A 23928-nucleotide genomic window follows, 5' to 3' on the forward strand; every position below is an offset into this window, starting at 1 on the left:
AAAGGGCATTTACCCTTCCTATCTTTCTTTGAGTTCAGGCATATCCAGTGCTATCGAGACATTGCACAACATGCCGATCGCCAGGAAAACCAACGTTCTTTGCTTCGCTTCGGCAATGCCGGCATGGCTAAAAGCATTCAGAACCATGGTTCTCACTTCGCTAAACCCTTTCTGCATCGCCTGACGAATCACATCCTCCTGAATAGTCTGAGCTTGCATCTGAAGCAGGATTTCGCTATGGTGCGATTCCAGAATTTTCTCGTATGCTTCTATCAATTCGCGCTCCAGTTGATCCGATGCTGCTGTCTCTACAACCTGTCGAAATGAATCAATGACTCGCGCCCATGATACTTCCAGTGCAGATAGCAGCAGGGCTTCCTTCGTTTTGAAAAAACGAAAAATATAAGGCTGGGAAATCTGCGCCCTTTCAGCCACTTGTGCTGTCGTTGCGCGGTAATATCCGATTTCTGCAAATACGTCAATTGCCGCTGAGATAATGTCGTTCCGCCGATTAACTGAAGCCGTTGTATCTTTGGCCATGTCGTTTCACCTCTAACTGTAGTAATTAATTGATCAATAGCTTGAAGTATATAGGATAACACCCGTCTTTGTAAAATATAGCCCTTTTCTACTCAAAAGTTCTTCATTTTTATAGTTGATAGCTATTCTGACTTAAATATAAGCTCAATATTTATGACTATAACAGGACATCCTACTGCATAGCGTGATTACGAAGGACTCCGATTGATGTGCATATTTTTTCATATTATTTTGGGTTGCAAAATAAAAAGAGGCATGATATATTAATTGAGCAGTCAATGATTGACATGTCAATTGTTGAGGCATCCATCATTTTTTTCAACACTGGCATCGTCGTAAAAAGGCCACAATCGGATTGTGTGAACATAAGCCGCTGTTCATGTCCAGATTCACCCGGGAGGTCTAGTCATGACACGTAACGTTTCAAAGGAAGAGCAGATCATCAATCTGCTGAATGCACTTGGCAACAAAGTCAGCCCGAAGTTCGAGCGGTGCACAGGAATCAGTTCATCTCGCTTTGAGATTCTGTATGAATTGGATCAGGTCGATGAGATCAACCAATCGATGCTGCAAAAAATCATCAATATTGACAGTGCTGCCATCACCCGCCATTTGAAGCAGCTCGAAGCAGACGGCATGGTGACCAGACGCAAAAATCCGGAAGACAACCGGGTTACCTTTGTTCGTCTGACCGATGATGGCCGGAAACATATTGAGGGTTACAAAGTAGAAAAGAAAAATTTTATTCATCAGATTCTGCATGATTTCAGTGAAGATGAAATCCAGGATCTTGCAAGTTATCTGGAACGCATGCAGAACAATTTTTGATACCATATATATAGAGGAGAGATCCACTGAATGAGTAGCTTTCAAAGTACATTTCAAAAAACGAACGATTTTAACGAGATCACTTACGGCCGTCGTTCCGTTAAACTGTATGATCCAGAGGTAAAAATCAGCCGTGAAGAGATGACCGAAATTCTGGCCGAAGCTTCTCGTGCCCCATCCTCCATCAACCTGCAGCCTTGGCGCTTCCTGGTTGTGGACACCGCTGAAGGTAAAGAGAAGCTTGCTCCTCTTGCCAGATTCAATCAAAATCAGGTGTTGACTTCTTCTGCAGTTATCGGTGTATTTGTTGACATGAACAACATCGAATATATGGAAGAAATCTTCGGCAAAGCGGTAGAGCTTGGTTATATGCCACAAGAAGTAAAAGATATGCAGCTGGCTAAAGTAATGCCTTATTACAAGGCTATGCCAGAATCTGCTCTTCGCGATGTCAACCTGATTGATGCTGGTCTGGTATCCATGCAATTGATGCTGGTTGCCCGTGCTCACGGTTATGATACAAACCCGATTGGCGGTTACGAAAAAGATCAAATCGCTGAAGCGTTCGGTATGGACAAAGAACGCTATCAACCGGTTATGCTGATCTCCATGGGTAAATCAGCCAAAGAGGGCCATCCATCCTACCGTCTGCCCGTTGATACGATTACAACTTGGGCATAATTGATATATCACACTTTTCATTGAACCGCGTCACTCTTAACTATTGGCAACAATCAAACAATTTATATACATTACGGAGGTAAACACACATGATTATTATTCACGCACACCTGTCCATTAAACCAGATCAAGAGCAAGCATTCCTCGCAGCAGCCAAAGAACTCGTTGCAGCAACTCGCAATGAAGAAGGCAACATCAGCTACAATCTGAACAAAAGCACTGAGCAAGAGCATCAGTATGTCATGATCGAATTGTGGAAAGACGAAGCCGCTACAGCAGCTCACAACACAAGTGCTCATTTCCAAGGATTTGTTCAACAAGCAGCAGCATTCATGGCTGCACCGATGAACGTTGAAGTATTTGCTGGCGAAGCCGTTAAACACTAAAATAAGATTCGCATCGGGTCATTATTTGAGGGTTATCAGCTTAAGCTCCTTTGTGGCCTAACAAACAATAAGAAGCCGTCTCCAAAGTCATTTGATTTTGGGGACGGCTTTTTGTCTTGGAAAAGACGAATGTATGGATCATGCTCCTAAGGTTGCCGTGTACGTATTGATCTGAATTCAGATTGGAATTCATTGCAAAGAAAGGGCAAATGGGACCATGTTCTGGGCAACTTCAAACTCTCTATGTGTTGATCCAATTTTGTTCATATTCGCTTCAAATAACCATACTTTGCATAACGGGTCGATTCCTACATCAATCCCTAATTCACATATTCGTTCCGAGATATTGGCGGCAATACAATCGGCCATTCTCAATCCGATCCGTTGAAGTGTGGCAAACATCGCTTCTTGCTTATCCGGATACTCATGCCGAGAGAGCCAGTCCCAGGTCGTAAACACACGCAGAGATCCCGGATGATTGACTACCTTCTGATCACTTTGTGTGGACAAAAAGGGATTTACGGATAGGAATGACCATGCTCCTTCTCCGTTACGAACAAGATGAAGCCTTAGATGGAAGGGCAGGCCAGTCTGCGTTTCACTTCGGATAAACGTTTGCATAAGGTGACTGTTCTTAGCTGCGATCATCGTGATCAATTCGGTAAATTCCTTCTCACTCATTAGGCGGATATGCTCGTGATCCTTAACGGTGTAACCACCTTCTTCCCGCTGAACAATGAGTATGTCTTCGCCATACGACCCTAAAGAAGGCTTGATGACAGAGGTACCATGCATGTCTATAAAAGCCAGAACCTCGTCGCTAAGTTTCACCTCTTGATAAGGAATAAGATGCTCCGATAGCTCCGGATCCATTTGTATCATTTCATATATGTTTTTCTTGCTGAAGGAACCCCCTTTTCGTTCATCCGTGAAAGGTACATGTCTCAAGGCAGCATAGACGTTATCAAAATTCGCATTCCCACGCTCCTTCAGCCGGTCGTAAACCACATTCGGAAAAGGACAGTACCTTGCTTCCCACTCTCCATTCTGGTAGACGTATCCTTTAATAAACCGCCATTCCGCGTGAACGTCTGTTGGACCAAAATAATAGAACTCTGCATCATTCCACTTCGCTGCGTAAGCGCAGGCCGCTGCGAGCGGTTTGTCTGCAGGGTCAGCTGTCAGCATAGCCACAACGGGATTCGGCACCATCCGTCCTGCTCTGGCTACATATTGGGCATATTCCAGCGCATTTGCGGCGCGCTCTCGTTCATGAAACCTCGTTTGAGGACTTATATTTGCTTCCAGGAACAATAACTTACCACCAGGTTCCACAATAAAATCCATGCCAAGCTCATCAATCAGAAAGGGATACGAATGATTGATTTCCTCTGCCATACGAATCGACAGCTGTTCCATTTCCCGAATCTTCAGATCAGCATCGCCCGAGAGCTGCTGCTGCAGCTCATTTCTTGTATCCCCGGTACGGCCGCCTTTGCTTAAATTGCTAATGACGGAATTCGGAGCCCCGATTCTTGGGTACACCTTGGTTGGCACCCACCCTCCTGTACCATTGCGCTGAATATGTACTCGGAAGTCCACTACCTCCTGCAGTTCATTCATTGAAGGCACGTAGGGCTGCATAATACATGGACCTTGTGCCAGAACATCCTGCTGCACATGCTGCTCCAGAGCAGAATAGTTCAGCTGACGCTCTGTAGCATGCTGACGGCATATGTAATTCTGATCCTCTTTCTTCAAAGTAAAAATGGAATTACCTCTACAGCCCTGATTAGGCTTCACTATAATTTCGCTATGCTCATCCAAAAATGCCAGCAGCCCGTTGAGATCTAGCAGCCGCTCGGTTGGCACCATATGTTCTTGGAAGTGAGTCTCCAGTTTCTGCTGAATCTCGTACTTGCCGTGGATCAGAAATGTCGTAAAGGGAACTCTGCGGCGCAGCCAGTTCTCATTCTCAGGTCTGCTCTCAACCGGATCAGGTGCTTCATTCAAAATAACATCCGGCAGAGGCACCTTTTTCTCCATCCAGGAATCCCCTACCTGAAATTTCCCCTTGATGCTTTCCTGCTCCATATCGATGCTGCTCGCGTCAAAGAAAAATACGTCCACGCCCTGTCTCCAGCCCTCCCCAACGATCGCGCTGGTACGTCTCTCGGGCAGCGTCTGCAGAGGGTCGTTTTTGCCATATACACCGATTAACAACGAACCACCTCATATCCCAAAAATTCTAACGTCGATTATACAGGGCAGAGTTGAACATATTCTGAACATAGAAAAGGCGATCATCCACTTCGGTGAATGATCGCCTTAAATATATATCTTAGAGGTGGCTCCCTCTTCTAAATAGTTGTGCTGTTTCCCTCTGTTTTCCAATTAAATACTCGTTAATAAGGACAACTGTAGGCGCAAACTTTTTTTGTCTACCTTATCCACAGCAGTTCTAGGCAGTGAATCGAGAATGTAGATCCTTGTTGGCCATTTATATCGGGCTAGCCTAGATTTGCAGAACACCCACAATTGTTCCAGCTTAGACTCTCCCCGTCACGTAGAACGATGCAAGCTACAAGTTCCTCCACTTCAATGGGGAGAGGGACTCCGATTACCGCAACCTCCTTAACCTGTGCATGACTCGCTAATACTTGTTCCACTTCAGGACAGAACACATTGGAACCGTTGATAATGACCATATCCTTAAGACGGTCTAAAACATACAGATATCCCTCACCATCAAGACAACCAACATCCCCGGTGTGAATCCATCCATTCTCTTTGATTTCATTTGTGGTCTCTGGTTGACGCCAGTACCCCAACATCGTTTGGGCTCCACGAACTACAATTTCACCAGACTCATTTTCTGCTGCATCTTGTCCATCTTGCGTAACGATCCGTACCTGAAAAGCTTTTCCTCCTTGTGCAGCCAGGTCTTTAGGACGGCCAACTGATCGTATAACCATTAGATTATCCATATGATGTGCAGGTAATAATCGACTAATTGCCATACCACATTCTGCTTGGGAGTAGTTGTTGACGATTAATGCCTCTGTAAAATGTTCAACCGCTTTCTTCAAAGTATCTGGTGATATGACTGATCCGCCACACCCAATGACTTTAAGACTTGGCAAATCCCTACCCGTAGCGATTACCTCATTGATCAGGTCACGCAGCATTTGCCCGACCGTGCTTAGGTGCGAGATTTGTTCTCGATCCACTATATCAACGATATGCTGGATATTCACCGGATACTCATCAAGAAAGACCAGACAGCCACCAGCTGCCATAGTCGCCCATAGTTGGAATTGGCCAACAAGGTGTGAAAGATTAAGTACCAGCACTCGGCGATCTTTATCATATCCAAACCCCTTACTAGGCGTAAATTGGTTCCAAGCAGACATACCACGATGAGAATGCATTACTCCCTTGGGTCTGCCCGTTGTTCCTCCTGTATAAATCAATACAGCGATATCATCCAATTGACGGTCAATAGTTTCAGAAGGAATAGGTGCTAGATCCTGATGTATAATAGCTGTCATCGAATTAGAACACTCTTCAGTAGAATAAAGGATTGGTGGTTTCGAGAGAAGTTTTACAGCGGAATAAGCTGCATCAGCAGAATAATTATCATGAACTAGAAATCTGGGTTCAGCGTCTTCAAGAATTGCTGTAATCTCTGGGACACTTAGTAACGGCGAAATTGCTGTTGGTATCGCACCCACTTCTACGGCTGCATAAATGCATACAACCAGTTGAGGATCTGGATTACCGAGAAAAGCAAGACGATCTCCAGGCCGAAGACCATTCGCGTAGAAGGCACGTCCAAGTTTTTCAACCAGATGATGAAGCTCACCATATGTGATCGTATGACCATGCCGCCTAAGTGCAGGAGCATTAGAAAACAAATGTGCTGCCATAGGTAATCGTTCGTATAGAAACATGATACCTCCATTTAATCGGGTATGAGTACTAGGATTAAGGAAATCATATCATATTTCTGGAAATACTAAACATAACGTTTTTCAATGAGTCTCATCAGCTTACCTGATAATGTTTTAACTCTCACTAGTCTTGTTAATCAATAAAACGGCAACCTGTTGTGGTTACCGTCTATTAGTGTTAGCTGTAATGTAAATTTCAGATATTTTGTTTGATTGTTCAAACGGATTAGAACTCATCTCTAGGTGCAAAACGGAATTTAGTCGCTTGTTCGTAAGCGTAAGCTAATCGAAAAAGGATCGGCTCACTGTAGGCGGTTCCGACAAACGTAATCCCCTGAGGACCTTTGGTCGTATAGCCATCTTCACCAGCAATACCTGTGTCGATGCACTCACCCGGAACGGTAATTACAGGGTACCCCGCGCGTGCAGACACATCGAGTCCTTCTTCATTGCCCAGGAATATCAGCGCATCTAACTGATGCTCACGAATTGCATGGTCGATGCCTTGGTCCCGGGAAAGCAGACGATTATGCCGCAAGCTCTCTGCGTACACCGGTTCAGACAAGGTACCACTTGTTACGTTCGACCAGATTAGCAAATCCTGTCCATATTTAAGTGCAACACTACTATTTTCCTCATTATATGCGATAAGCTCATCTAACGATTTAACATAAGCATCTGGACCCGCTTGAGCTAAATAATCATTTAATACTTTTTTAAATTCATGTCGCATCACATCCCAATCCCACTTCGCGCTTTCGCAAGGTAATGACACCGGGTCAATGATGATCGCTCCCTGTTCTCTGCATACATTGATAGCTCGTTCGATAACAGCTGCTCGCGCTTCATCCAGATGCTGATAGTAGAAGCGCGGTACGCCAATTCTTGCGCCTCGCAGGCCATTCACATCCAGAAAGGACGTATAATCCGTATAGGCTTTCCGTTCATTGTCATGCATCGCCGCATCATTCGGATCCACAGCGATTATTGTACTGAGCAAAATTGCAGCGTCCTTAACGGAACGTGTCATCGGACCCGCTGAATCTTGGCTGGACGTAAGCGGAATAATCCCTGTACGACTGACCAGACCGATGGTTGGTTTAAGGCCGACAAGGCAATTTTGCGAGGCAGGACTAATAATTGAACCCGATGTTTCTGTGCCCAAGGCAGCAGTACACAGATTGGCGGCGACGGCTGCTGCAGAGCCTGAACTTGATCCCCCAACGAACAACTCTCCAGGACCGTAAGGATTCAACGTCTGTCCGCCCCTTGAGCTGTATCCGGACAACATGGTATTCGACATGAAATTTGCCCATTCCGTCATGTTTGCCTTTCCCAGGAATATGGCTCCGGCCGCTCTTAACTGTGCAGCCACCATAGAATCTGACTTTGCAATATGTTCTGCTAACGCAACCGAACCCGCACTGGTATGCATGTGATCTCCTGTATCGATATTATCCTTGAGCAGGATGGGGATACCATGAAGTGGTCCACGAACTCCCTGTTCCCTCCGTTCCGCGTCAAGCGCAATGGCTTGCTCTATCGCGTCCGGATTGACTTCAATTACCGAATTCAGCTTAGGGTCAATTCTCGTGATCCGATCCAAATACCAACGAACGCAGACCTCCGATGATAACGTTCCGGACTCCATCGCCGACTGTAATGAAACGATGTCCGTCTCTAGTAGAAGTTCATCTAATGTTCTATCCATCTAATAGTCTCCCCTTTTGTCCAACTACTACTAATGGTTCGACGAAGCTGGCCGTTGTCCTCTAGCCTCATAGAATAGGAAATGGTTTATTTTCCTAAACTAAATCCTTTTCCATGATAATCCCTCCCCTAATGGATATAAAGTTATGATATATTTTTAAGGAGAAGTTTTTTTAAGGGAGAATGGTTATGGTTAAACTTTCGCTTTTTGCAATTACCAAGACAATTGAGTGCTTACCACCAAGAATTGTCGATCATCTATACATGTATGTATACAAGGAAACGACCAGCACCTCAAAAGAGACGTGGCTGTTTGAGCTGATCAAGGAACTCTTAATCCAGAATTTTGGATTTGATACGCCTCATTTGGAAGATCATGTTGAGATTCGGGATAAAAACTATCGCAAAAGACAACAGAGCAAAAAGTATTGGCTCAAGAAATTTAAAGAGGAACTGGATTCGGTGCCAAACAATCCGGTTCTGATTGAGATTAGCTCTTGGAAACTTGCGCTGGAACAAATGAAAGCATCGAATGCGGGGCTGGATATCGTTGCTGAATCCGAAAGATTGATTGGTGTAAAGGACCTGAATGATTTACCCGCTTTACGCTTGCAACAGATTAGTGAGTGGGCAACCACCAGCTCCACCTACCTCACGGACTATCGTTACTTGTCGAGTAAAAAAACCAATCAGATCAAAAAGGCCATCGACACCGATCTGCACTTTATTGTGGCTGATATTATTGATAAACACGATCTAACCAATGCAGTGGATGTGCAGCCTCATGGCCTGATCGAAGATGTCGTTTTTGCGGAAAAATCAACAAACCTGAAGATCCGAATGGAATTGGACGAAATCACCAACAAACAAACCTATTTTGATGATTATGAGATCAGTGACAATGAGTTCCTGCGCACCATTATCAAGGTTGAGGATGGAGATTTCCTGCTCGCGGATAAGAGCCTTACGAAATCACTGGATGGTACGGATCGGGATATTATTTTCTATGTCCTTTCCCAAAAGGATGAATCCTTTTACACGGATCGGACGATCACGGTTGATATATCCAAGCTGGTCAGCAAAGCTTATAATTCTTCTGGGGTTAAAAACTACGTTGAGATTGAGAAAAGATTGCGTAAAATCAGGTCGTTTGGTTTCCAGGCCGTGATTAAGAAAAAGTCTGAAAAAGCAAGATCGGGTTCTGCCGACTGGTCCATATTTGACTCGGTTGTCATCAACTCCAATCCCAATGGCAGACGTTATGCCGAAATAGTCATTGGTACGTACTTCCACCAGCAATACATTAATCAACAGACCGTCAAAATCTATAGAGACAGCCTCAACTCAATCGAAGGAAACATCTCTAAAATTTTGGTCCATGCATTACAGAAGGAGCGTCTGGAGCGGTATGTACAAGGGAACCAATTCATCGATATCTTCCCGCTCAGCTATTTCTTGCGTAAAGTCCGAATGGACAAAAGAAAAACGGAACAAAACATGAAAAAGATCCAGGACGCACTTGAGGAGTTCAAAAGCCTGAATTTCCTGATTGCCGATTATAAAAGGCTTCATTCCTCTTTTGAGATCTCGTTTATTCCATTAACACACACGGAAATGCATGACTTTTTCGATCAAGCTGAGCCGCCTATTCAGCTAACCTTTCCTATACAGACTGAACTTATTGGAGAATGAACCTCATTCTCCTATTTTTTTTGCTTATATAGGTTTTCCTGCAGCCCCATCTACCCTGATGATTAGAAATGTTAACTTTTTGTAGTGCTGCTTGATTGAATTATTATTACTCATTTCTCGTACTGACATTATATTATTACTTTTTTTTCGTACTTCATTTCGTAATAAAAATAAATATCCCACTGCAGCGCCATTCGTGCGATTCGACTCCATTATTTTATTACGAAAACAACGTACCTGATTTCATTTTCTTACTTTTTATTCGTACTTTAATTGATTATTCACAATATATAAAGCACTGAAAAGACAGTCTCATTTTTATTACGAAAAACTCGTACTTGGATGCGCTGTTTCAAGCTTGACGCTATAGGGTACCGACCTAAATATTAACGCAATTCTCACTTATTTTTCGTACTTTCTAATAATTATTACTCAAAACTCGTACCTTAATAAAATTATTACCAATTCCACGTACTAAAAAGACCAAAAAAAAGTTCTAGTGGTGTCGAGTACAACCTAAATGCAAGCTTGTAGCCCTATTTTTAATTTTCTAACTTTTTTCTCGTACTATATGTATGGTCGTCAAATTACGTTTCGTTCTTCATTTCTATTTTTATTACGCATTTCTCGTACTTTTCATGGTGTTCCCAATTAAATAGACGGATGCTATAATCTATTTATAGTAAATGGAAAGCTAATAAACATCTCTGTTAAAATAAAAAAAAAGAACCCAACGATATCGTTCTAATAAGTGGATAGTTTGGCGACTGGCACTTATTAAAACCACGAAAAGTCGGGGTCTTGGTCTTGCTTCTTTTTTGATGTGTTCATTATAGCATGTCTTCTAAAAAAACAAAAGCCAAAACCCTTATTTTCCATACCCATTTTTACAGTTGGGAGTTAAGGAGAGGCGCAGATGAAACACCATCCTGATCTATTCGATGCACAGACCCTACATCATGATACTCGTTTGCTTTTCAAACTTAAACTCCTGCTGGGTACCGTTTGCGCATATGGCGGAGAAGTTCCTCTTTCTCAGACCGAACTCGCTAAACGAATGGGTACCTCCACTTATCGAATCCGAATTCTTCTCCACAAGTTAGAACACGAGGGCATTATTCACTACAATAACGCTGGTACATTGTTCTTTGACCGTTATATCTTTGTACGTGATCAAGCGGAAGTCTCACAGGAAACGCTCTATGCCAAAAATTTTGCCTTCTTTACATGCGATGAGTTTTTGTCTGAGGACCGAAATGTTCAACGCTTTGTGCTTCATTACGTTGGCAAAGAACTTATCTATATTCCAGGCAATTTCCGCTGGGGTTACATCAATGATCTTTATGGGCCAACTGGACTTCTTAATATACGTACGCCAAAAGAAGCGATCACGATTCTTAAGAAGGCTTCCAAATATCTGAAGATCAAAATACATACGGAAAACTTCCAAGTACTGAACGTTCACTCCAAATGGATTGACATGGGTGAAATCTATTCTGAAGGTGCTGAGCTGTGGGTGACCAAACAGCTGATGAAGCATCGTTTTTGTTGTGACTTTATATCCCGGAAAGCGGTTTGGCAAATAGCAAAAGTCATGGAAGATTACTATGCGAAATTTGGATATGAGTATGCAACTGAGATTTTCGACCATGCCCTCTTTAGCATTCAAAATTATAAAAGACGGTCACAGACCTTCTTTAACATGATCTACAGGGAAGATTCATCCTATATTGTAAATGATGAAAAGAACGAACTGAATGAGATCAGTGCTTATTTTCGGTCCGTTATGGAATCCGCCGAGTTAAACTATGCGGTACAACTATCTGTAGAGCTTGAGCAGATCAAGCAGAAGAAACACATGGCTGAGACCAACCTCTCTGCCAATGATGAGATCTCCATGCTCAATCAAGAACTAATGGAAGCAGCGCATAGCCAACAAGTTAAAGTGTGGGACAAACTTCGTCTCATCCATTCGTGCTGGCTTAATCGTTTCAGACAACATCCGGAATGGTTTATCCAGCATTATTACCGGATCAGAACTCTTCCAGCTCCAATCCTGGAGATCAAAATGGAAATTGAGAAGTATATGAATGGACAAAAAAATACTCGATCTCAAGCGCACATCGTCTAATTACTATAGGGTTAGATTTATTTGTGCATCCATATGATCTATTTCAGTCTAACTTGTGTTGCAGTGGTTCTACGAAAAAGTAGAATGACTGCTATTTGTTTTTTCTACTTTACCGTTATTGTAAGCTTATCGTTGGATTTAGTAAGATTTGCACTTTCAATAGCCGAATAGAAGTCATCTCATAACTTCCTGTGAATCCCAATTTCGCCACTAAAGCTGTGGATAACGTTTTATCTCATGTGGTTTTGTAGCATAGGTAATGTTTATATTGATTTTGTTCATTTGGATGCATAGATCATTTATGGGTATTTCAATTCATGTCGTGTTGGTTGGGCGTTTCCTGATGTGTACCTTACCGTTATCATTTTGCATAAAAATAAGGGCTTTCCATATCTAAATTTATCCAGATACAGAAACCCTTATGGATCAAGCCTTTTGAGACACTTTTGTTGCTTGTAAAAAGGTATTAATGAAAGGTGTTAATCTATGGTTTTAAAAAATGGTGTTGACCTAAGATATTGAACTAAGGTGTTGATGAAGGGTATTGAAAGGCTTTGGAACATCTCCATCTTCAAAATATAGAAAACAACATTGAACAGAGTGAACTCCTCTCGCTCCCCTAACTAGAGTAGAACCTTACTCGATATTATCCGCTGTTATTCCATCCTTCAACGTACTTTCCCACCATATCGATGTATCTCCTCTGACAAGCTGTGGGATTAACTTACGGAAGGGATAAGGCTGCAAATGATGCGCAGACAGCTCATACACAGACGCCCAATAGAATTCAATATGAGACTCGAGAGATACAGGAGGTTGTAACACATCCAGTTCAGGGACTTTCACTCTGAAAACCTGGTTCATTTCGCAATGGAGCTCCTTATTTTTCTCCCACCGATGCTCTACGGAGCCTAAATATCCATCGATGTAACATGACAGCCCCAGTTCCTCTTCGATTTCTCTTTTTAGGGCATCCGGTGCGCTTTCACCAAATTCAATGTGACCTCCTGGCAAGAACGTATTTTGATGACCAATGGCATGGGCGAGCAGAACCTGATCCTGACTGATTATAATTCCTCTAGCCAGATGATGAAATTTCGAAGTTATGACCTTCACCCCCTTATTTAATTGGTATCCAGATTTGTGGCGCATGATGAGGACCTGCATAAACCTCTAATTCGGGTGTCCCGGCATGCTCATAATGATTGGATGGGAACCATTCGGAAACAATCTGTTTCCATAGATTCTGCAAGCTCTCAGGCAGAGGCCCTTTTACTTCAAATACACTCCATTTGGAAGCAGGGATGGTGAGAGAGGACAAACCTTCTGGTATCTCACCATGATAAGCTGTACCAATCCAGTACTCCATTTGCTTCCCCTTGATCTCGGTCTGATCTACACAGACTCCAAGTAATCCTTGAATAGCTCCATTATTCAATGCTATTAAACGATCTTCTGTTCCGTTCGCATAGGCATCTTCCCACATGTTAGGGATTTCCCGTAAATTCTCTCCATCTGCATAAGAGTACGCTTGCTTAATTCCAACTAACGTAAATTCAGCCTGTTCAACAATTTTATAATCCATCGGTTCCGCTCCTTTTAAACTTACTTGAATAGCCAAGCGATTATACGATTTAACTGAGGTGCTGCTTTTTCGTACCTCACTTGGTGCAACCCCATGCTGTCTGCGAAAAGCTTTGGAGAAAGATTCAGGAGTGTCATACCCGTATTTGTAAGCCAGATCAATAATTTTCTGTTCACTCTGTACAAGTTCATGTGCTGCCAGTGTTAATCGTCTCCGCCGTATATACTCGAATACGGTAACATCTGTTAATAGCGTAAACGTACGTTGAAAATAAAAAGGCGAGATATGAGCCTGTGCTGCGATCTGCTCTATTGTTACATTTTCGAGTAGATGTTCTTCGATATACTGTATAGCCTTCTGCAACGATTCAATCCAGTTCATACGGTTGACCACTCCTTGATTTCTATAATAGAGGAATACTTGTTTTGCGGCCTGTCATTATTTGCTTTGATCTGTCCGGTCCGAGTCTTTTATGGTAACTGTTAATCTGTTCAACTCATGAGCAATCAACCATAATGGATTATCTTAGCATGTTCTTTATCGAGAGACAGGATAAAAAAAGTGAATCATTTTCGGCGCTCACTTGTCTATTATATATCCCAACAAGAAAGGAGCAGCGGAAGTGACCGAGCACGAACTCTTCTATTCTTACAACAAAGATGTATATCGTACCTGCTTGTATATGCTCAAAAACATTCAGGATGCCGAGGATGTATGCCATGATGTGTTTGTAACTGTGTTTCGGCAGGACTGGAGAAATGTTACACATCTCAAGGCCTGGATTATGCGAATCGCCATGAATCATTGCCTCAACGTCATTCGTAAGAACAAAGTCAAAAATGACAAACAAGACCATCTGCAGAAGCAGCATGAACACGAGGCTCTTACTAGAGATTCAGTCGATGGGATGGTTGTGGCTAAGTTATCCTTCGCTGAATTGGAACAGCAATTACGCCAATTGCCTGACAAGCTGCGAAGTGTTGTAACCCTGCGGTACATTGGTGAACTATCTGTTGCGGAAATCTCGGAAATCCTCAATATACGTCAGGGTACCGTTCGATCCAGATTGCACAAGGCTCTTAAATTGATGCGAAAGAAACTGGAGTATTACGAGAAGGTTAACATGAGAGGAGAGAACCGTTTTGAATACAGTAGAATCCAAAGTTAAGAATCACATGAAACATTCAGACCACATTGAATATCCGGATTTTGATAAGATGTTTAACAGCATACAGATGGACGAGCTTCGGGTAGCAGATCAGCTCAAGGAAAGATCGCAGCGCGGTAAGACGAAAGTTGCTATTGTCCTCGGTGTATCTGTAGCGGTAATGGCTACCCCGGTATATGCGGCCTTTCAATATGATTGGAGTGATGTCCTCTCCCATAAGTCCGGAATTGAGTCAGCTCTCCAAGCGGGATATGGTCAGTCTATTGAACAAAGCGTCACAGCTCACGGAGTCACCTTAACGGTGCATAACGCTTTTGTGGATGATAACCGAACCGTCCTTCTCTATACGATCAAACCCGGCATGGAAACAGACGGAGCAGAAATCAGATATGATCAGATCGTTTTGAAAGACAGTGAGGGTAAGCCTATTGAAGGACACTATTATCAACAATGGAACGAAGAGCAAGGTGTGTATCAGGGATACTTCGAAACGGACTGGGTGATGTCTGAGAACCAATCCAATCTACAATTCTCCATTACAGGTGTTCGATATTTGCAAGACATTCAGGAGGACATTACACTTGATCCCAAGGACACTAATACTCAGAAAATTAATATACAAAAGGACGGAATCGAAACGGTAGAAGTACAATCCTTCCGGCACACGGAAGATCAAATCATGATTCGTTCCAACGTGACTTTTACAGATACGGCGTTGAAGGAACAGACTTGGGCCAGAATCACAGCTTACGATCCAAATGGGAACATGCTTAAGGAAACCGAAAACCCAGTCTTCGGTACCGAAGGTGCAACCGGAGCATACTCCAGCACGCAAATATTTAACGAACAGCAGTTCAAAGAGAGAGCAGATCATTTCACCTTCACATATACACATGAGAAAGAGCGAACAGATGGAATCTGGAACGTCGAACTCTCCTTGTCTAAACAGCAGATGGAAACAGGTTCAGTTAAGAAAGAGACGGATATTCCACTGCAGTCATTGGATGGAGAGGCTAAAATCAGTGGAGTAGTGGTGACACCAACCCAGATTCGTTTAACTATTGATCACCAAGAAGACTACTACAGACTGCCTTATCGGACGTATCAGTTGGAAGTGGGCGGCAAAGTGTTAGAAGGATACGTTTCTCACGAAGGCACGTTGAATCCCAACCAGACCGAACTGCGATTTGAGCAGTCCGACTCGTCTCTCATGGATGTTAGTTCTGTGGCGAACAAACCGATTACCTTCATTGCGAAGGACCGAGTTGATGAGCACGCTGGTGACCAGACGTCTATTCGTCTAACGAACATTTCGACTCAGCCACAAACGGTAACAAGGGAGTACGAAGGGTTCCTCATCAACTGGACTTATTATCTCAAGGATGGGAACCTGTACGTTGGGTCGTCCAGCCCTGAGTCTACATTTGGCGGGATCAACCAAACGTATTTCCTTGATGCGGGAGAAAAGCAATATCTAACGCCGCTGTATTTCAACGATAGTGATAATAAACATACAGAAGTATTTCAAGATTTTAAGGGTAAAGACATTGATCTTTATGTATCGAACTATACAACGAAGAAGCCGGATGGAGATTTACGAATTCCACTTCATAGCACTAAATAGTAACCAAACCTTAACCAAGATGAAAAACGATTGCGCAGAAAAATGCCCTTGTTCAAGGGCATTTTTCTTATTCCTATTCTAAGCTGGTTAATTTAACAAAAAGGGAATTTCCCTTCAAGTTAAATACCTTGAAAGAAAATCCCCTTTGGTTAGAGCACAATCCATACAAGCTGAACTGAGTGATACATGTACATCGATAACCCTAGAATTTAATCGCTGCCCGGATCAATTTTAATGAGTTTGCGCGGTTCCTGTTCCTTCTCACCATACCAAACCAGTACATCGGCGAACAGATCCATAATGCGAATAAAACTCTCCTTGTCGGCTGTTGAAATTTGGTCAGCATGCTTAAAGATATCGTCAAAGCAAAGCTCACGGACAAATTCAGTGTACTTTGCATATACTTCGCGCCCTTTCGCCGAAGGTTTGACATAAATATCTTTGCGGTTACCGCTTAAATGATATTTTTCGAGCAATCCTTTTTCCGTCAGATTCTTCACATTTTTGGAAAATGTACTGCGGCTAACGCCCAAACGTGCGGCCATCTCTGACATTTTCTCCTCCTTATCCTCTGCTTCCAGAATATATTCCAGGGTCTGGATCTGAGAGGCGGAGAACATCATGTCCGTACCATAGCTTCGCTGCAGCTTATAGGTGTTCGAATATGCATTACCGTACTTGATAATTTTCTCAATCAGCGTCCGATGGTCGCCCATCCAATCTAATTTCATGAGTAATCCCTTTCATATATAGATTCTCTTTCCTTTACTCTACTGAAATTAGATATGTTTTTCAATCCATGTAATAGCTTCTTCTATGACTTCATGTCTAGTCGGTTCATTAAATATTTCATGCATGAGATGTGCATAGATCTTCAATGTTTTGTCAGTGGAGGCAATGTCACCGTAGAATTCACGTGAATCCAGTTCGCTCACCAGCCCATCGTTTGCTCCATGCAGAACGAGCACCGGGTCCACAAACTGCTTGGCATGTTCTTTTAACCATGCTACGCCGTTCCCCAGGCTATTAAAAAGATCCACAGAAATTTGTTTTTCTACCAGTGGGTCACTTGCGTAAGCGGATACAACCTCAGGGTCACTGCATACGCCACTGCCAAGCTCGTTCGGGAAATACGTCCCTGTAGGAAGATCAAGCGGCAGCTCACCAGCAACCTTCGTATTGTAACGGGTAAGTGCTCCTGATAAAACAATACCTTTGACCTTGCCTGGATATTTCGTGCCAAATGATGAGGTTGCAAATCCGCCCATGCTATGTCCAATGACGAATACGGGGAGGTCACTGCTCTCTTGCAAGGCCCTCTCAACTACGACATTCACATCCTCGATGAGTTGGTGAAAATCACTGTAGAATGTACGCTTTCCTTCAGATCTCGCATGACCACGATGGTCGAATCGATATACGTTACAACCTCGTTTGTTTAAATGCATCGTCAACTCATCATAACGCCCGGCATGCTCGCACAACCCATGAACAATGACCACGGCTGCCTTAGCCTCTTCGACTGTATCCTTGCTGAAATAAAGCTCTGTTCCGTCAAATGATTTAATCGTTGTCTCACGGTGGTTCATATTCATCCCATCCTTGTCATGTTGCTCAAGCATCAAGGAGATCACATCATTGAGCTTTGAGCACATTTAGTTAGCTTTGTCATATCCACTATACAATGAAATTTAGTGTCCTATGAAGATTATATTGTTTCTTACAGAAACAATATAACATCAGTCTTGTGTTATTGTCCATCAAATTTTTAAGCGTTTACATAAAAAATGAAAAGGGATTAATGCACTGAGAGGAGCCATTATCAATTTGTCTCCGCCCCGTTTTTTTAATGCCTTTCGACTCAAGTTTAAAATGCGATCATATTTGAAATAAAACAATATGAGCATTTTGGCTACAAACACGGGTAAAAGAAATCCATAAAAAGAAAAAAACCTCTTGGTATCCAAGAGGTTTTCGAGTATGGAGCCTAGGGGGATCGAACCCCTGACCTCATCGCTGCCAGCGATGCGCTCTCCCACGTAGTTCAGAAACACTACCATTACCAGCGTTTGATAGGAACTGTACAATATCAAGTCTAAACTTAATATCAATACCATCGCGCATTACAGTTATCACATCTATTATACTTCTTAACATGGTTTTCTTCTTCTCATCACTCGCCTCTTTGAATATATCTCCCCACATACCAATACTCTCCGACAGTTCCTTTATATCATTTAGTTCCGATTTTTTTGTCTGTAAATCAATTTCGAGTTTCCGTACCTCTGAATCTATGAGTGCTAATTCGTTTTGCTTTTGTTCTATTAATTCATTAAGCATTTCTGGCTTAAAGGCACTCTTTCCTAAGATACTTTTTGAAATCTCAGATTTCAGAGCGTTAATTTCTTCATAGCATGATTCTAGCTCTTTGTTTTTCACACTTACTGCCTGTTTGATATAATCAAATTCTTCTTGATTATAGTCTTTTGCGTATTCTCGATAATCCAATTTTCTTAAGTAGGACAGATAATTTTCCACTTCCTCTAAAACTGTATCCTCAATTTTACTTTGTGCATACATTGTTTGACCTGCGCACTCAACTTTTTTTAATGCCTTCCCACTACATCTGTATACTGCTCTTTTCCACTTTTGAACGTCTCCATTGGCAAGAGTGTATTTTTTACTATTGTATGTAGTTGTTAATGGTGATCCACAATAACCACATCGTATCATTCCAACAAACAACAATGGACTTTTCGTGCTATTAACTCTTGAATAAGAGTGATTCTTAATATTGTCTACTGACCTAGAACTTCTAAAGGTTTGAACATAATCAAAATCATCTTCTGGAATAATGACTAGATGAGTTTGACACTGTTCAGGCAATGTCCACTCGCTTTTATCCTTGGTGACAAAAACACCTCCTTTAGACTTTCTTTTGCCGTATGCGGGGTAACCCTTATATGTAGGATTTCTTAATATGAAATTTAAAGCTCCTGTGTTCCATTTTGATCCGGTTGAAGTTTTGATTCCTCTTTCATTTAAGTACTGTGAAATTCTATTACTTCCGTATCCTTCGTCTTTTACTAGATTAAATATCTGTTTTACAACTACTGCTTGGGTATCATCTATTTCTAGCTTCATCAGTTCTTTGCCTTTTTTGTTTAATAGGCCAGATTTCACTAACTTATAACCGAAAGGAGCTGTGCCTCCTCTAAATACTCCATCCTCAGCCATCTGTGCATGTTTTTCATCCACACGAAGGGAAGTTTTTCTCGATTCATTGTTGGACTGCCAAAATCTCAAAAAGTTAGTAATGTCATGACTCTCATCTTTAAATTCTTGTTGTCCTTCTTTAACTGACCATACTTCTACTCCCTGAGTTGTAAACCATTTGATTAACATAGGCGTTTCGAAAGTTCTTCTACCAAGTCTATCAAACATGAAACACAGTAAAATATCATAATGTCCATTTTCAGCATCGTATTTAGCTCTTTGAATTTCATCACGATCATCATTAGAAGTTTTGTATCCAGAGACACCTTTTTCTACATATTCTTTTACTAGTGTCCAACCTTTTGAGTCAATAAAATCTGTGCATGCTCTTCTTTGCATTGGTATATCATTTCCGTCCAATTGACCCTTCGTTGAGACCCTGTAAAATGTTGCTACGCGTAGACTACCTGCCATAAATGTTTCCTCCCATCACTCTTATGTACACCCACAATTACACAATACTCTTATGGGTGAGTAAACAAATATTGACTCTATTAGCTTGCCGTGATATATTATCTCTTGTGTTAAACAAGGGGCGTTAGTTCAGTGGGAGAACGCTTCGCTGGCAGCGAAGAGGTCAGGGGTTCGACCCCCCTACGCTCCATAAAGTTAAAGACCGGGACTGACCCCATAGAGTGAGACAAATTAAAACACCTTCAAGAGAATGCAGCCATATTGTAAGATATGGAAACAACCTTGGAGGTGTTTTTGCATTGGCAACAAAAGTAAGCAATCCGTTAGAAGTGAAATGAAAGCCATTGAAATGAGATTGGCTGGTATTCCTGTGAAAGAAGTCATGGAGCAATTAACATACGAAATAACACGCAATTGAAAAGTTACCGGATTTACCATGCACCGTGCTTCATAGCGACCAAGCAGCGTGTATACTTCATAAGCGTATCAAGAAACTTTAAAGGGAAAAGGCATTACCATATGCATGTCCCGCAAGGGTACGCCCGCTGATAATGCCCCCATTGAATCGTTTCATTCCACGCTAAATTCTGAAACGTCCTATCTCGGATCGTTAACCAGTACAACGACAGCCCATCGTCGTAAAGGTTGTTCGAGACTACATGACTTACCATAACTCAATTTGCATTCAAACAAAACTAAATAACCAGTCGCCGGTTCATTTCCGGCAACGGGCTACCTTGAAAAGTGTTTTGATCCCTGTCTCACAAACAGGAGTCAGTCCCAATTCTAACGTTAAGCATGTATTTGGTACTTCTTATTGATGAATCTTGGTAGTGTTTCAAGAAAACGTGGTCACCCAGTTGAGCTAAGGCCCCACATTATATATGTACTTCTCCGCTTCAGCGAAATTCCACAGGCGACTCCTATATCATATCTAGAACGCAAAGTGTTTGGAGAAGAACAACCTCTGTACAGACAAGAACACTTATAATTACAAGCCCAGACTGCTCTTCTCCCTTAATCCACTTCTTTAATCGTCGAGATCCTCTTTGGACAACAACGATTTCAGTTCTTTCATAAACATATTGATGTCTTTGAATTGGCGATACACGGAAGCGAACCGCACATAGGCCACTTCATCAACCGGGAACAACTGCTCCATCAACAGCTCGCCAATCTGGCGGCTTTCTACCTCAGCCTCAGCAGTATTGCGCAGTGACTTCTCTACTTCGGAAACCATCATCTCCAGAGTCTCTACAGAAACAGGACGTTTCTCACAAGCCCGGATAAGACCACGGAGAATTTTGTCGCGACTAAACTCTTCACGGCTGCCATCTTTCTTGATGACGATCAGCGGTGTCTCTTCAACCATTTCAAACGTTGTAAAACGGCGACTGCACTGTTCGCACTCACGACGACGGCGGATGGATTTTGATTCATTAGCAGGCCTAGAATCCAGCACTTTTGTACCCAGATAGGCGCAATAAGGACATTTCAACTCAGATCACTTCCCATGTTTTTCTTTTACCATAAATTCCCTGTAACTTCTAGTTATGAAAATCGCATTGGAGACACATAATACTTTTACCAACCGCGAGGAGGTGAACAGCAATGGCCCAAAACAGCAACGGTAACTCCAACAACTTGGTAGTAACTCGCGCTTCCGCAGCACTGGAGCAAATGAAATATGAAGTTGCTCAAGAACTCGGAATCAGCATCCCACAAGACGGATACCAAGGTAACATGACTTCTTACGAGAACGGTTCGATCGGTGGATACATCACGAAACGTCTGGTAACAATTGCAGAACAGCAATTGGCAGGTCAATACCAATAATATCTGCTTTGTAATACGTTAGACAGAGGAGCATGGAGCGACCGGTGAATAACCGGCCTGCTCTGTGCTTCTACTATTAATAAGATATACGATATCAAAATTCAATTTAAACCGATTGACTTTAGACTACGCATAATCCAATATCAGCCATTAGAACGTATTATAGATCTTTACATACTGATTATAATAATAAATGACGCGTTGTACATAGTGCCGGGTTTCACCAAAAGGAATATCCTTGACTGTCTCGAATGAGCCGTCCCAGACACCATCTCTGATCCATCCACTTACTTTGCCTGGTCCGGCATTGTAAGCGGCAATCATGGCCGTCTCATTGCCGTCAAACTGTTCTGAGAGGTTACGCAGGTACCATGTCCCAAGCTGAATGTTCCTGCCCGGTTCATGCTTCAGCTCCTCTAGCGAGGTCCCGGGAATTTTGGCCTGCTCCATGATCCAGTTGGCCGTATCCGGCATCAGCTGCATCAGCCCGATGGCACCTCTTCTGGATTCCTTGCTTGTCTTGAAATTGGTTTCCACCTTGATGATGGAAGCGATAAGGAAAGGGTCCACCTCATAGCTCTGAGACTGCGCACGAATCTCTTCCTTGTAATGAATCGGATAAAACCACGCCATCCAGTTTGTATTCAGGAACAGCACCAATACAAATGATACAAACATCAACAGCAGTACCCGTTTCTTGCGCAATAACTTCATATCAGACCCTTATGATGCAAAAATGAAATAACCTGCTGCTCCGTCTCCGACCATAAGCCGCTGTTGTCAATGACCACGTCAGCACGCTGCTTCTTATGTTCAATATCCATCTGTGCATTAATACGGGCATCAGCTTGTTCCTCTGTCATGCCATCCCGGCTCATCAGCCGCTCCCGCTGCACGGATCTTGGAACGTAAACAACGACAACCTCATCAAATCCTTTTTCCAGACCGGATTCAAACAATAAAGGAATATCCGATACCACAAGCTTGTCCGGATAGGCCTCTTCATATGCAGCAGCACGCTCCCGCATCTCCTGGCGAATAGCCGGATGTGTTATTGCCTCGAGGGCTTTACGCTCATCGGGATTTTGAAACACAATGCTGCCCAGCTTTTTCCGGTCCAGTGTCCCGTCTTCATTTAATATGGCTTGTCCAAACCGCTGAACAGCGGCAGCCAAAACAGGATGCCCGGGCATCATGACCTCCCGGGCAATCACGTCTGCATCAATCAGCAGCGCTCCCTTACTGGCAAGAAGGGCGGAAACACTGCTCTTTCCCGTTGCGATCCCGCCGGTTAAGCCAATATTCATCGTTTCACCTCATAACAGCTTCATTATTCCCATTATCATCAGTAACAACGCAGGAAGTACGGACAGTCTTCTCATCCAGCGCAGCGCTGAAAAGCGTAATCCGACTTTCATGCCTATTAACAGAAATGCGCCACTGAACAGCGCGATGACAAGTGCAGTCCACAATGTGGGGAAACCGAGCAAAGCAGCTCCGAGCCCTGCACCGAAGGCATCCAGTGACAACGCGATTCCAAGCCACATCGCCTCCTGGGTAGATATGCTTCCCGAATTGTCCATATCCGCCTTGGAAGGACTGCGTAATATTTGAATGACAACACCTAATTTCCGCAGTTCCAGTGTAAATACCATGCGTTCCAGCGATCCGCCGGATGCAGATGGTTCAAGATCAAGTGCCAGCACTTGATTTCTGCCTTTGACCGGCGCTGCATCGATTACTTGCCCTTCATCTCCGACTGCTTCCGTTCCCTCTTCCGATTCGAGGCGATCCTTCCCCTGCTTACGGATCAACTGTATTAATGACCACGCACCGATGGCAATCAGAATAACCGCACCAACGAACGAAGCCATATCAGGAGATACAACATGGGATAACAGAACTCCCACCTGCATGGACAACGCAATGACCAACCCCGAACAAATGGAGATGACAGCAATGGATAACAGCGGGATCTTCGTCCTGCGCAGCCCGTATGTAATCCCGACACCAAAACCATCTAAACTAAGCGCCAAAGCAAGCGCCAGCAATGAAATAAAATGATGCAGCACCCCGGATTCCTCCCCTGTGCGGGAACTCGTTT

The 23928-nt window shown here is 43.0% G+C and carries 21 protein-coding genes, 2 tRNA genes and 1 pseudogene; 10 read left to right on the forward strand and 14 right to left on the reverse strand.

The window, feature by feature from the left end:
• Positions 1–18: 18 nt before the first annotated feature.
• On the reverse strand, positions 19–540 hold the full coding sequence (locus GUA98_RS03550) for a TetR/AcrR family transcriptional regulator (RefSeq protein WP_153977800.1): 522 nt from the start codon (positions 538–540) through the stop codon (positions 19–21).
• 408 nt (positions 541–948) lie between these two features.
• Here GUA98_RS03550 and GUA98_RS03555 point away from each other — a divergent pair, with 408 nt between their 5' ends.
• The 3 genes from GUA98_RS03555 to GUA98_RS03565 all read left to right on the forward strand — a co-directional run bounded on the left by GUA98_RS03555 (position 949) and on the right by GUA98_RS03565 (position 2435).
• Complete coding sequence (locus GUA98_RS03555; RefSeq protein WP_193722072.1) at positions 949–1368, forward strand: MarR family winged helix-turn-helix transcriptional regulator; 420 nt, start codon at positions 949–951, stop codon at positions 1366–1368.
• A 30-nt stretch (positions 1369–1398) separates the two neighbouring features.
• Positions 1399–2049, forward strand: a complete 651-nt coding sequence (locus GUA98_RS03560) for a nitroreductase family protein (RefSeq protein WP_153977799.1) — start codon at positions 1399–1401, stop codon at positions 2047–2049.
• A gap of 89 nt (positions 2050–2138) precedes the next feature.
• Positions 2139–2435: a putative quinol monooxygenase gene (locus tag GUA98_RS03565; protein ID WP_153977798.1), complete on the forward strand. Its 297-nt coding sequence runs from the start codon at positions 2139–2141 to the stop codon at positions 2433–2435.
• 189 nt (positions 2436–2624) lie between these two features.
• On the opposite strand, the gene GUA98_RS03570 is transcribed toward GUA98_RS03565, so the two are convergent.
• From GUA98_RS03570 to GUA98_RS03580, 3 genes are all read right to left on the reverse strand, one after another.
• Positions 2625–4658 (reverse strand): YheC/YheD family protein, encoded by a 2034-nt coding sequence (locus tag GUA98_RS03570; RefSeq protein WP_193722073.1) that lies wholly within the window; start codon positions 4656–4658, stop codon positions 2625–2627.
• 287 nt (positions 4659–4945) lie between these two features.
• Positions 4946–6364 carry a class I adenylate-forming enzyme family protein gene (locus GUA98_RS03575; protein ID WP_227779364.1) on the reverse strand — a complete coding sequence of 473 codons (1419 nt, stop codon included), beginning with the start codon at positions 6362–6364 and terminating at the stop codon, positions 4946–4948.
• Positions 6365–6614: 250 nt separating this feature from the next.
• Entirely contained in the window at positions 6615–8099 is a 1485-nt protein-coding gene (locus GUA98_RS03580; RefSeq protein WP_193722075.1) for an amidase family protein, read from the reverse strand.
• 188 nt (positions 8100–8287) lie between these two features.
• Between GUA98_RS03580 and GUA98_RS03585 the strand changes: the two genes are divergently transcribed.
• Positions 8288–9790 (forward strand): hypothetical protein, encoded by a 1503-nt coding sequence (locus GUA98_RS03585; protein WP_095288093.1) that lies wholly within the window; start codon positions 8288–8290, stop codon positions 9788–9790.
• 916 nt (positions 9791–10706) lie between these two features.
• Entirely contained in the window at positions 10707–11921 is a 1215-nt protein-coding gene (locus GUA98_RS03590; RefSeq protein ID WP_193722076.1) for a helix-turn-helix domain-containing protein, read from the forward strand.
• Positions 11922–12557: 636 nt separating this feature from the next.
• Here GUA98_RS03590 and GUA98_RS03595 read toward each other — a convergent pair.
• Positions 12558–13073, reverse strand: coding sequence for an NUDIX domain-containing protein (locus GUA98_RS03595; RefSeq protein WP_193722077.1), 516 nt, complete (start codon positions 13071–13073; stop codon positions 12558–12560).
• Positions 13042–13887 carry an AraC family transcriptional regulator gene (locus GUA98_RS03600; protein WP_193722078.1) on the reverse strand — a complete coding sequence of 282 codons (846 nt, stop codon included), beginning with the start codon at positions 13885–13887 and terminating at the stop codon, positions 13042–13044. The genes GUA98_RS03595 and GUA98_RS03600 overlap by 32 nt, the downstream gene beginning before the upstream one ends.
• 241 nt (positions 13888–14128) lie before the next feature.
• Between GUA98_RS03600 and GUA98_RS03605 the strand changes: the two genes are divergently transcribed.
• Both GUA98_RS03605 and GUA98_RS03610 read left to right on the forward strand, forming a co-directional pair.
• Positions 14129–14674, forward strand: coding sequence for an RNA polymerase sigma factor (locus GUA98_RS03605; protein ID WP_193722079.1), 546 nt, complete (start codon positions 14129–14131; stop codon positions 14672–14674).
• Positions 14649–16298: a DUF4179 domain-containing protein gene (locus tag GUA98_RS03610; protein WP_193722080.1), complete on the forward strand. Its 1650-nt coding sequence runs from the start codon at positions 14649–14651 to the stop codon at positions 16296–16298. The genes GUA98_RS03605 and GUA98_RS03610 overlap by 26 nt, the downstream gene beginning before the upstream one ends.
• A gap of 209 nt (positions 16299–16507) precedes the next feature.
• Here the strand turns inward: GUA98_RS03610 and GUA98_RS03615 are convergent, their stop codons facing one another.
• The 4 genes from GUA98_RS03615 to GUA98_RS30235 all read right to left on the reverse strand — a co-directional run bounded on the left by GUA98_RS03615 (position 16508) and on the right by GUA98_RS30235 (position 19988).
• Positions 16508–17029, reverse strand: a complete 522-nt coding sequence (locus GUA98_RS03615) for a MarR family winged helix-turn-helix transcriptional regulator (RefSeq protein WP_095288105.1) — start codon at positions 17027–17029, stop codon at positions 16508–16510.
• A gap of 48 nt (positions 17030–17077) precedes the next feature.
• Positions 17078–17887 carry an alpha/beta hydrolase gene (locus tag GUA98_RS03620; protein ID WP_193722081.1) on the reverse strand — a complete coding sequence of 270 codons (810 nt, stop codon included), beginning with the start codon at positions 17885–17887 and terminating at the stop codon, positions 17078–17080.
• Between the two features lie 392 nt (positions 17888–18279).
• Positions 18280–18355: transfer RNA gene (locus tag GUA98_RS03625), tRNA-Ala, on the reverse strand.
• Positions 18309–19988 (reverse strand): recombinase family protein, encoded by a 1680-nt coding sequence (locus GUA98_RS30235; RefSeq protein ID WP_227779410.1) that lies wholly within the window; start codon positions 19986–19988, stop codon positions 18309–18311. Before GUA98_RS30235 ends, GUA98_RS03625 begins: the two co-directional genes overlap by 47 nt.
• 118 nt (positions 19989–20106) lie before the next feature.
• Here GUA98_RS30235 and GUA98_RS03645 point away from each other — a divergent pair.
• Both GUA98_RS03645 and GUA98_RS29335 read left to right on the forward strand, forming a co-directional pair.
• Positions 20107–20178: transfer RNA gene (locus GUA98_RS03645), tRNA-Ala, on the forward strand.
• Positions 20179–20401: 223 nt separating this feature from the next.
• Positions 20402–20722 (forward strand): annotated as a pseudogene (locus tag GUA98_RS29335) (transposase); the annotation flags it as partial.
• A gap of 296 nt (positions 20723–21018) precedes the next feature.
• Here GUA98_RS29335 and nrdR read toward each other — a convergent pair.
• Entirely contained in the window at positions 21019–21486 is a 468-nt protein-coding gene (gene nrdR, locus GUA98_RS03650; RefSeq protein ID WP_095288107.1) for a transcriptional regulator NrdR, read from the reverse strand.
• A gap of 113 nt (positions 21487–21599) precedes the next feature.
• Between nrdR and GUA98_RS03655 the strand changes: the two genes are divergently transcribed.
• Positions 21600–21824 (forward strand): alpha/beta-type small acid-soluble spore protein, encoded by a 225-nt coding sequence (locus tag GUA98_RS03655; RefSeq protein ID WP_193722082.1) that lies wholly within the window; start codon positions 21600–21602, stop codon positions 21822–21824.
• Between the two features lie 150 nt (positions 21825–21974).
• Here the strand turns inward: GUA98_RS03655 and GUA98_RS03660 are convergent, their stop codons facing one another.
• The 3 genes from GUA98_RS03660 to GUA98_RS03670 are packed head-to-tail and all read right to left on the reverse strand — an operon-like array spanning position 21975 to position 23896.
• Positions 21975–22538 (reverse strand): lytic transglycosylase domain-containing protein, encoded by a 564-nt coding sequence (locus GUA98_RS03660; RefSeq protein ID WP_095358995.1) that lies wholly within the window; start codon positions 22536–22538, stop codon positions 21975–21977.
• Positions 22535–23131 (reverse strand): dephospho-CoA kinase, encoded by a 597-nt coding sequence (gene coaE, locus GUA98_RS03665; protein WP_153977786.1) that lies wholly within the window; start codon positions 23129–23131, stop codon positions 22535–22537. The genes GUA98_RS03660 and coaE overlap by 4 nt, the downstream gene beginning before the upstream one ends.
• Before the next feature lie 9 nt (positions 23132–23140).
• Entirely contained in the window at positions 23141–23896 is a 756-nt protein-coding gene (locus GUA98_RS03670; protein ID WP_193722083.1) for a manganese efflux pump, read from the reverse strand.
• Positions 23897–23928: the final 32 nt, after the last annotated feature.

Origin of the sequence: Paenibacillus sp. P13VS (assembly GCF_015143645.1) — a bacterium.
Classification (GTDB): Bacteria; Bacillota; Bacilli; order Paenibacillales; family Paenibacillaceae; genus Paenibacillus; species Paenibacillus xylanilyticus_A.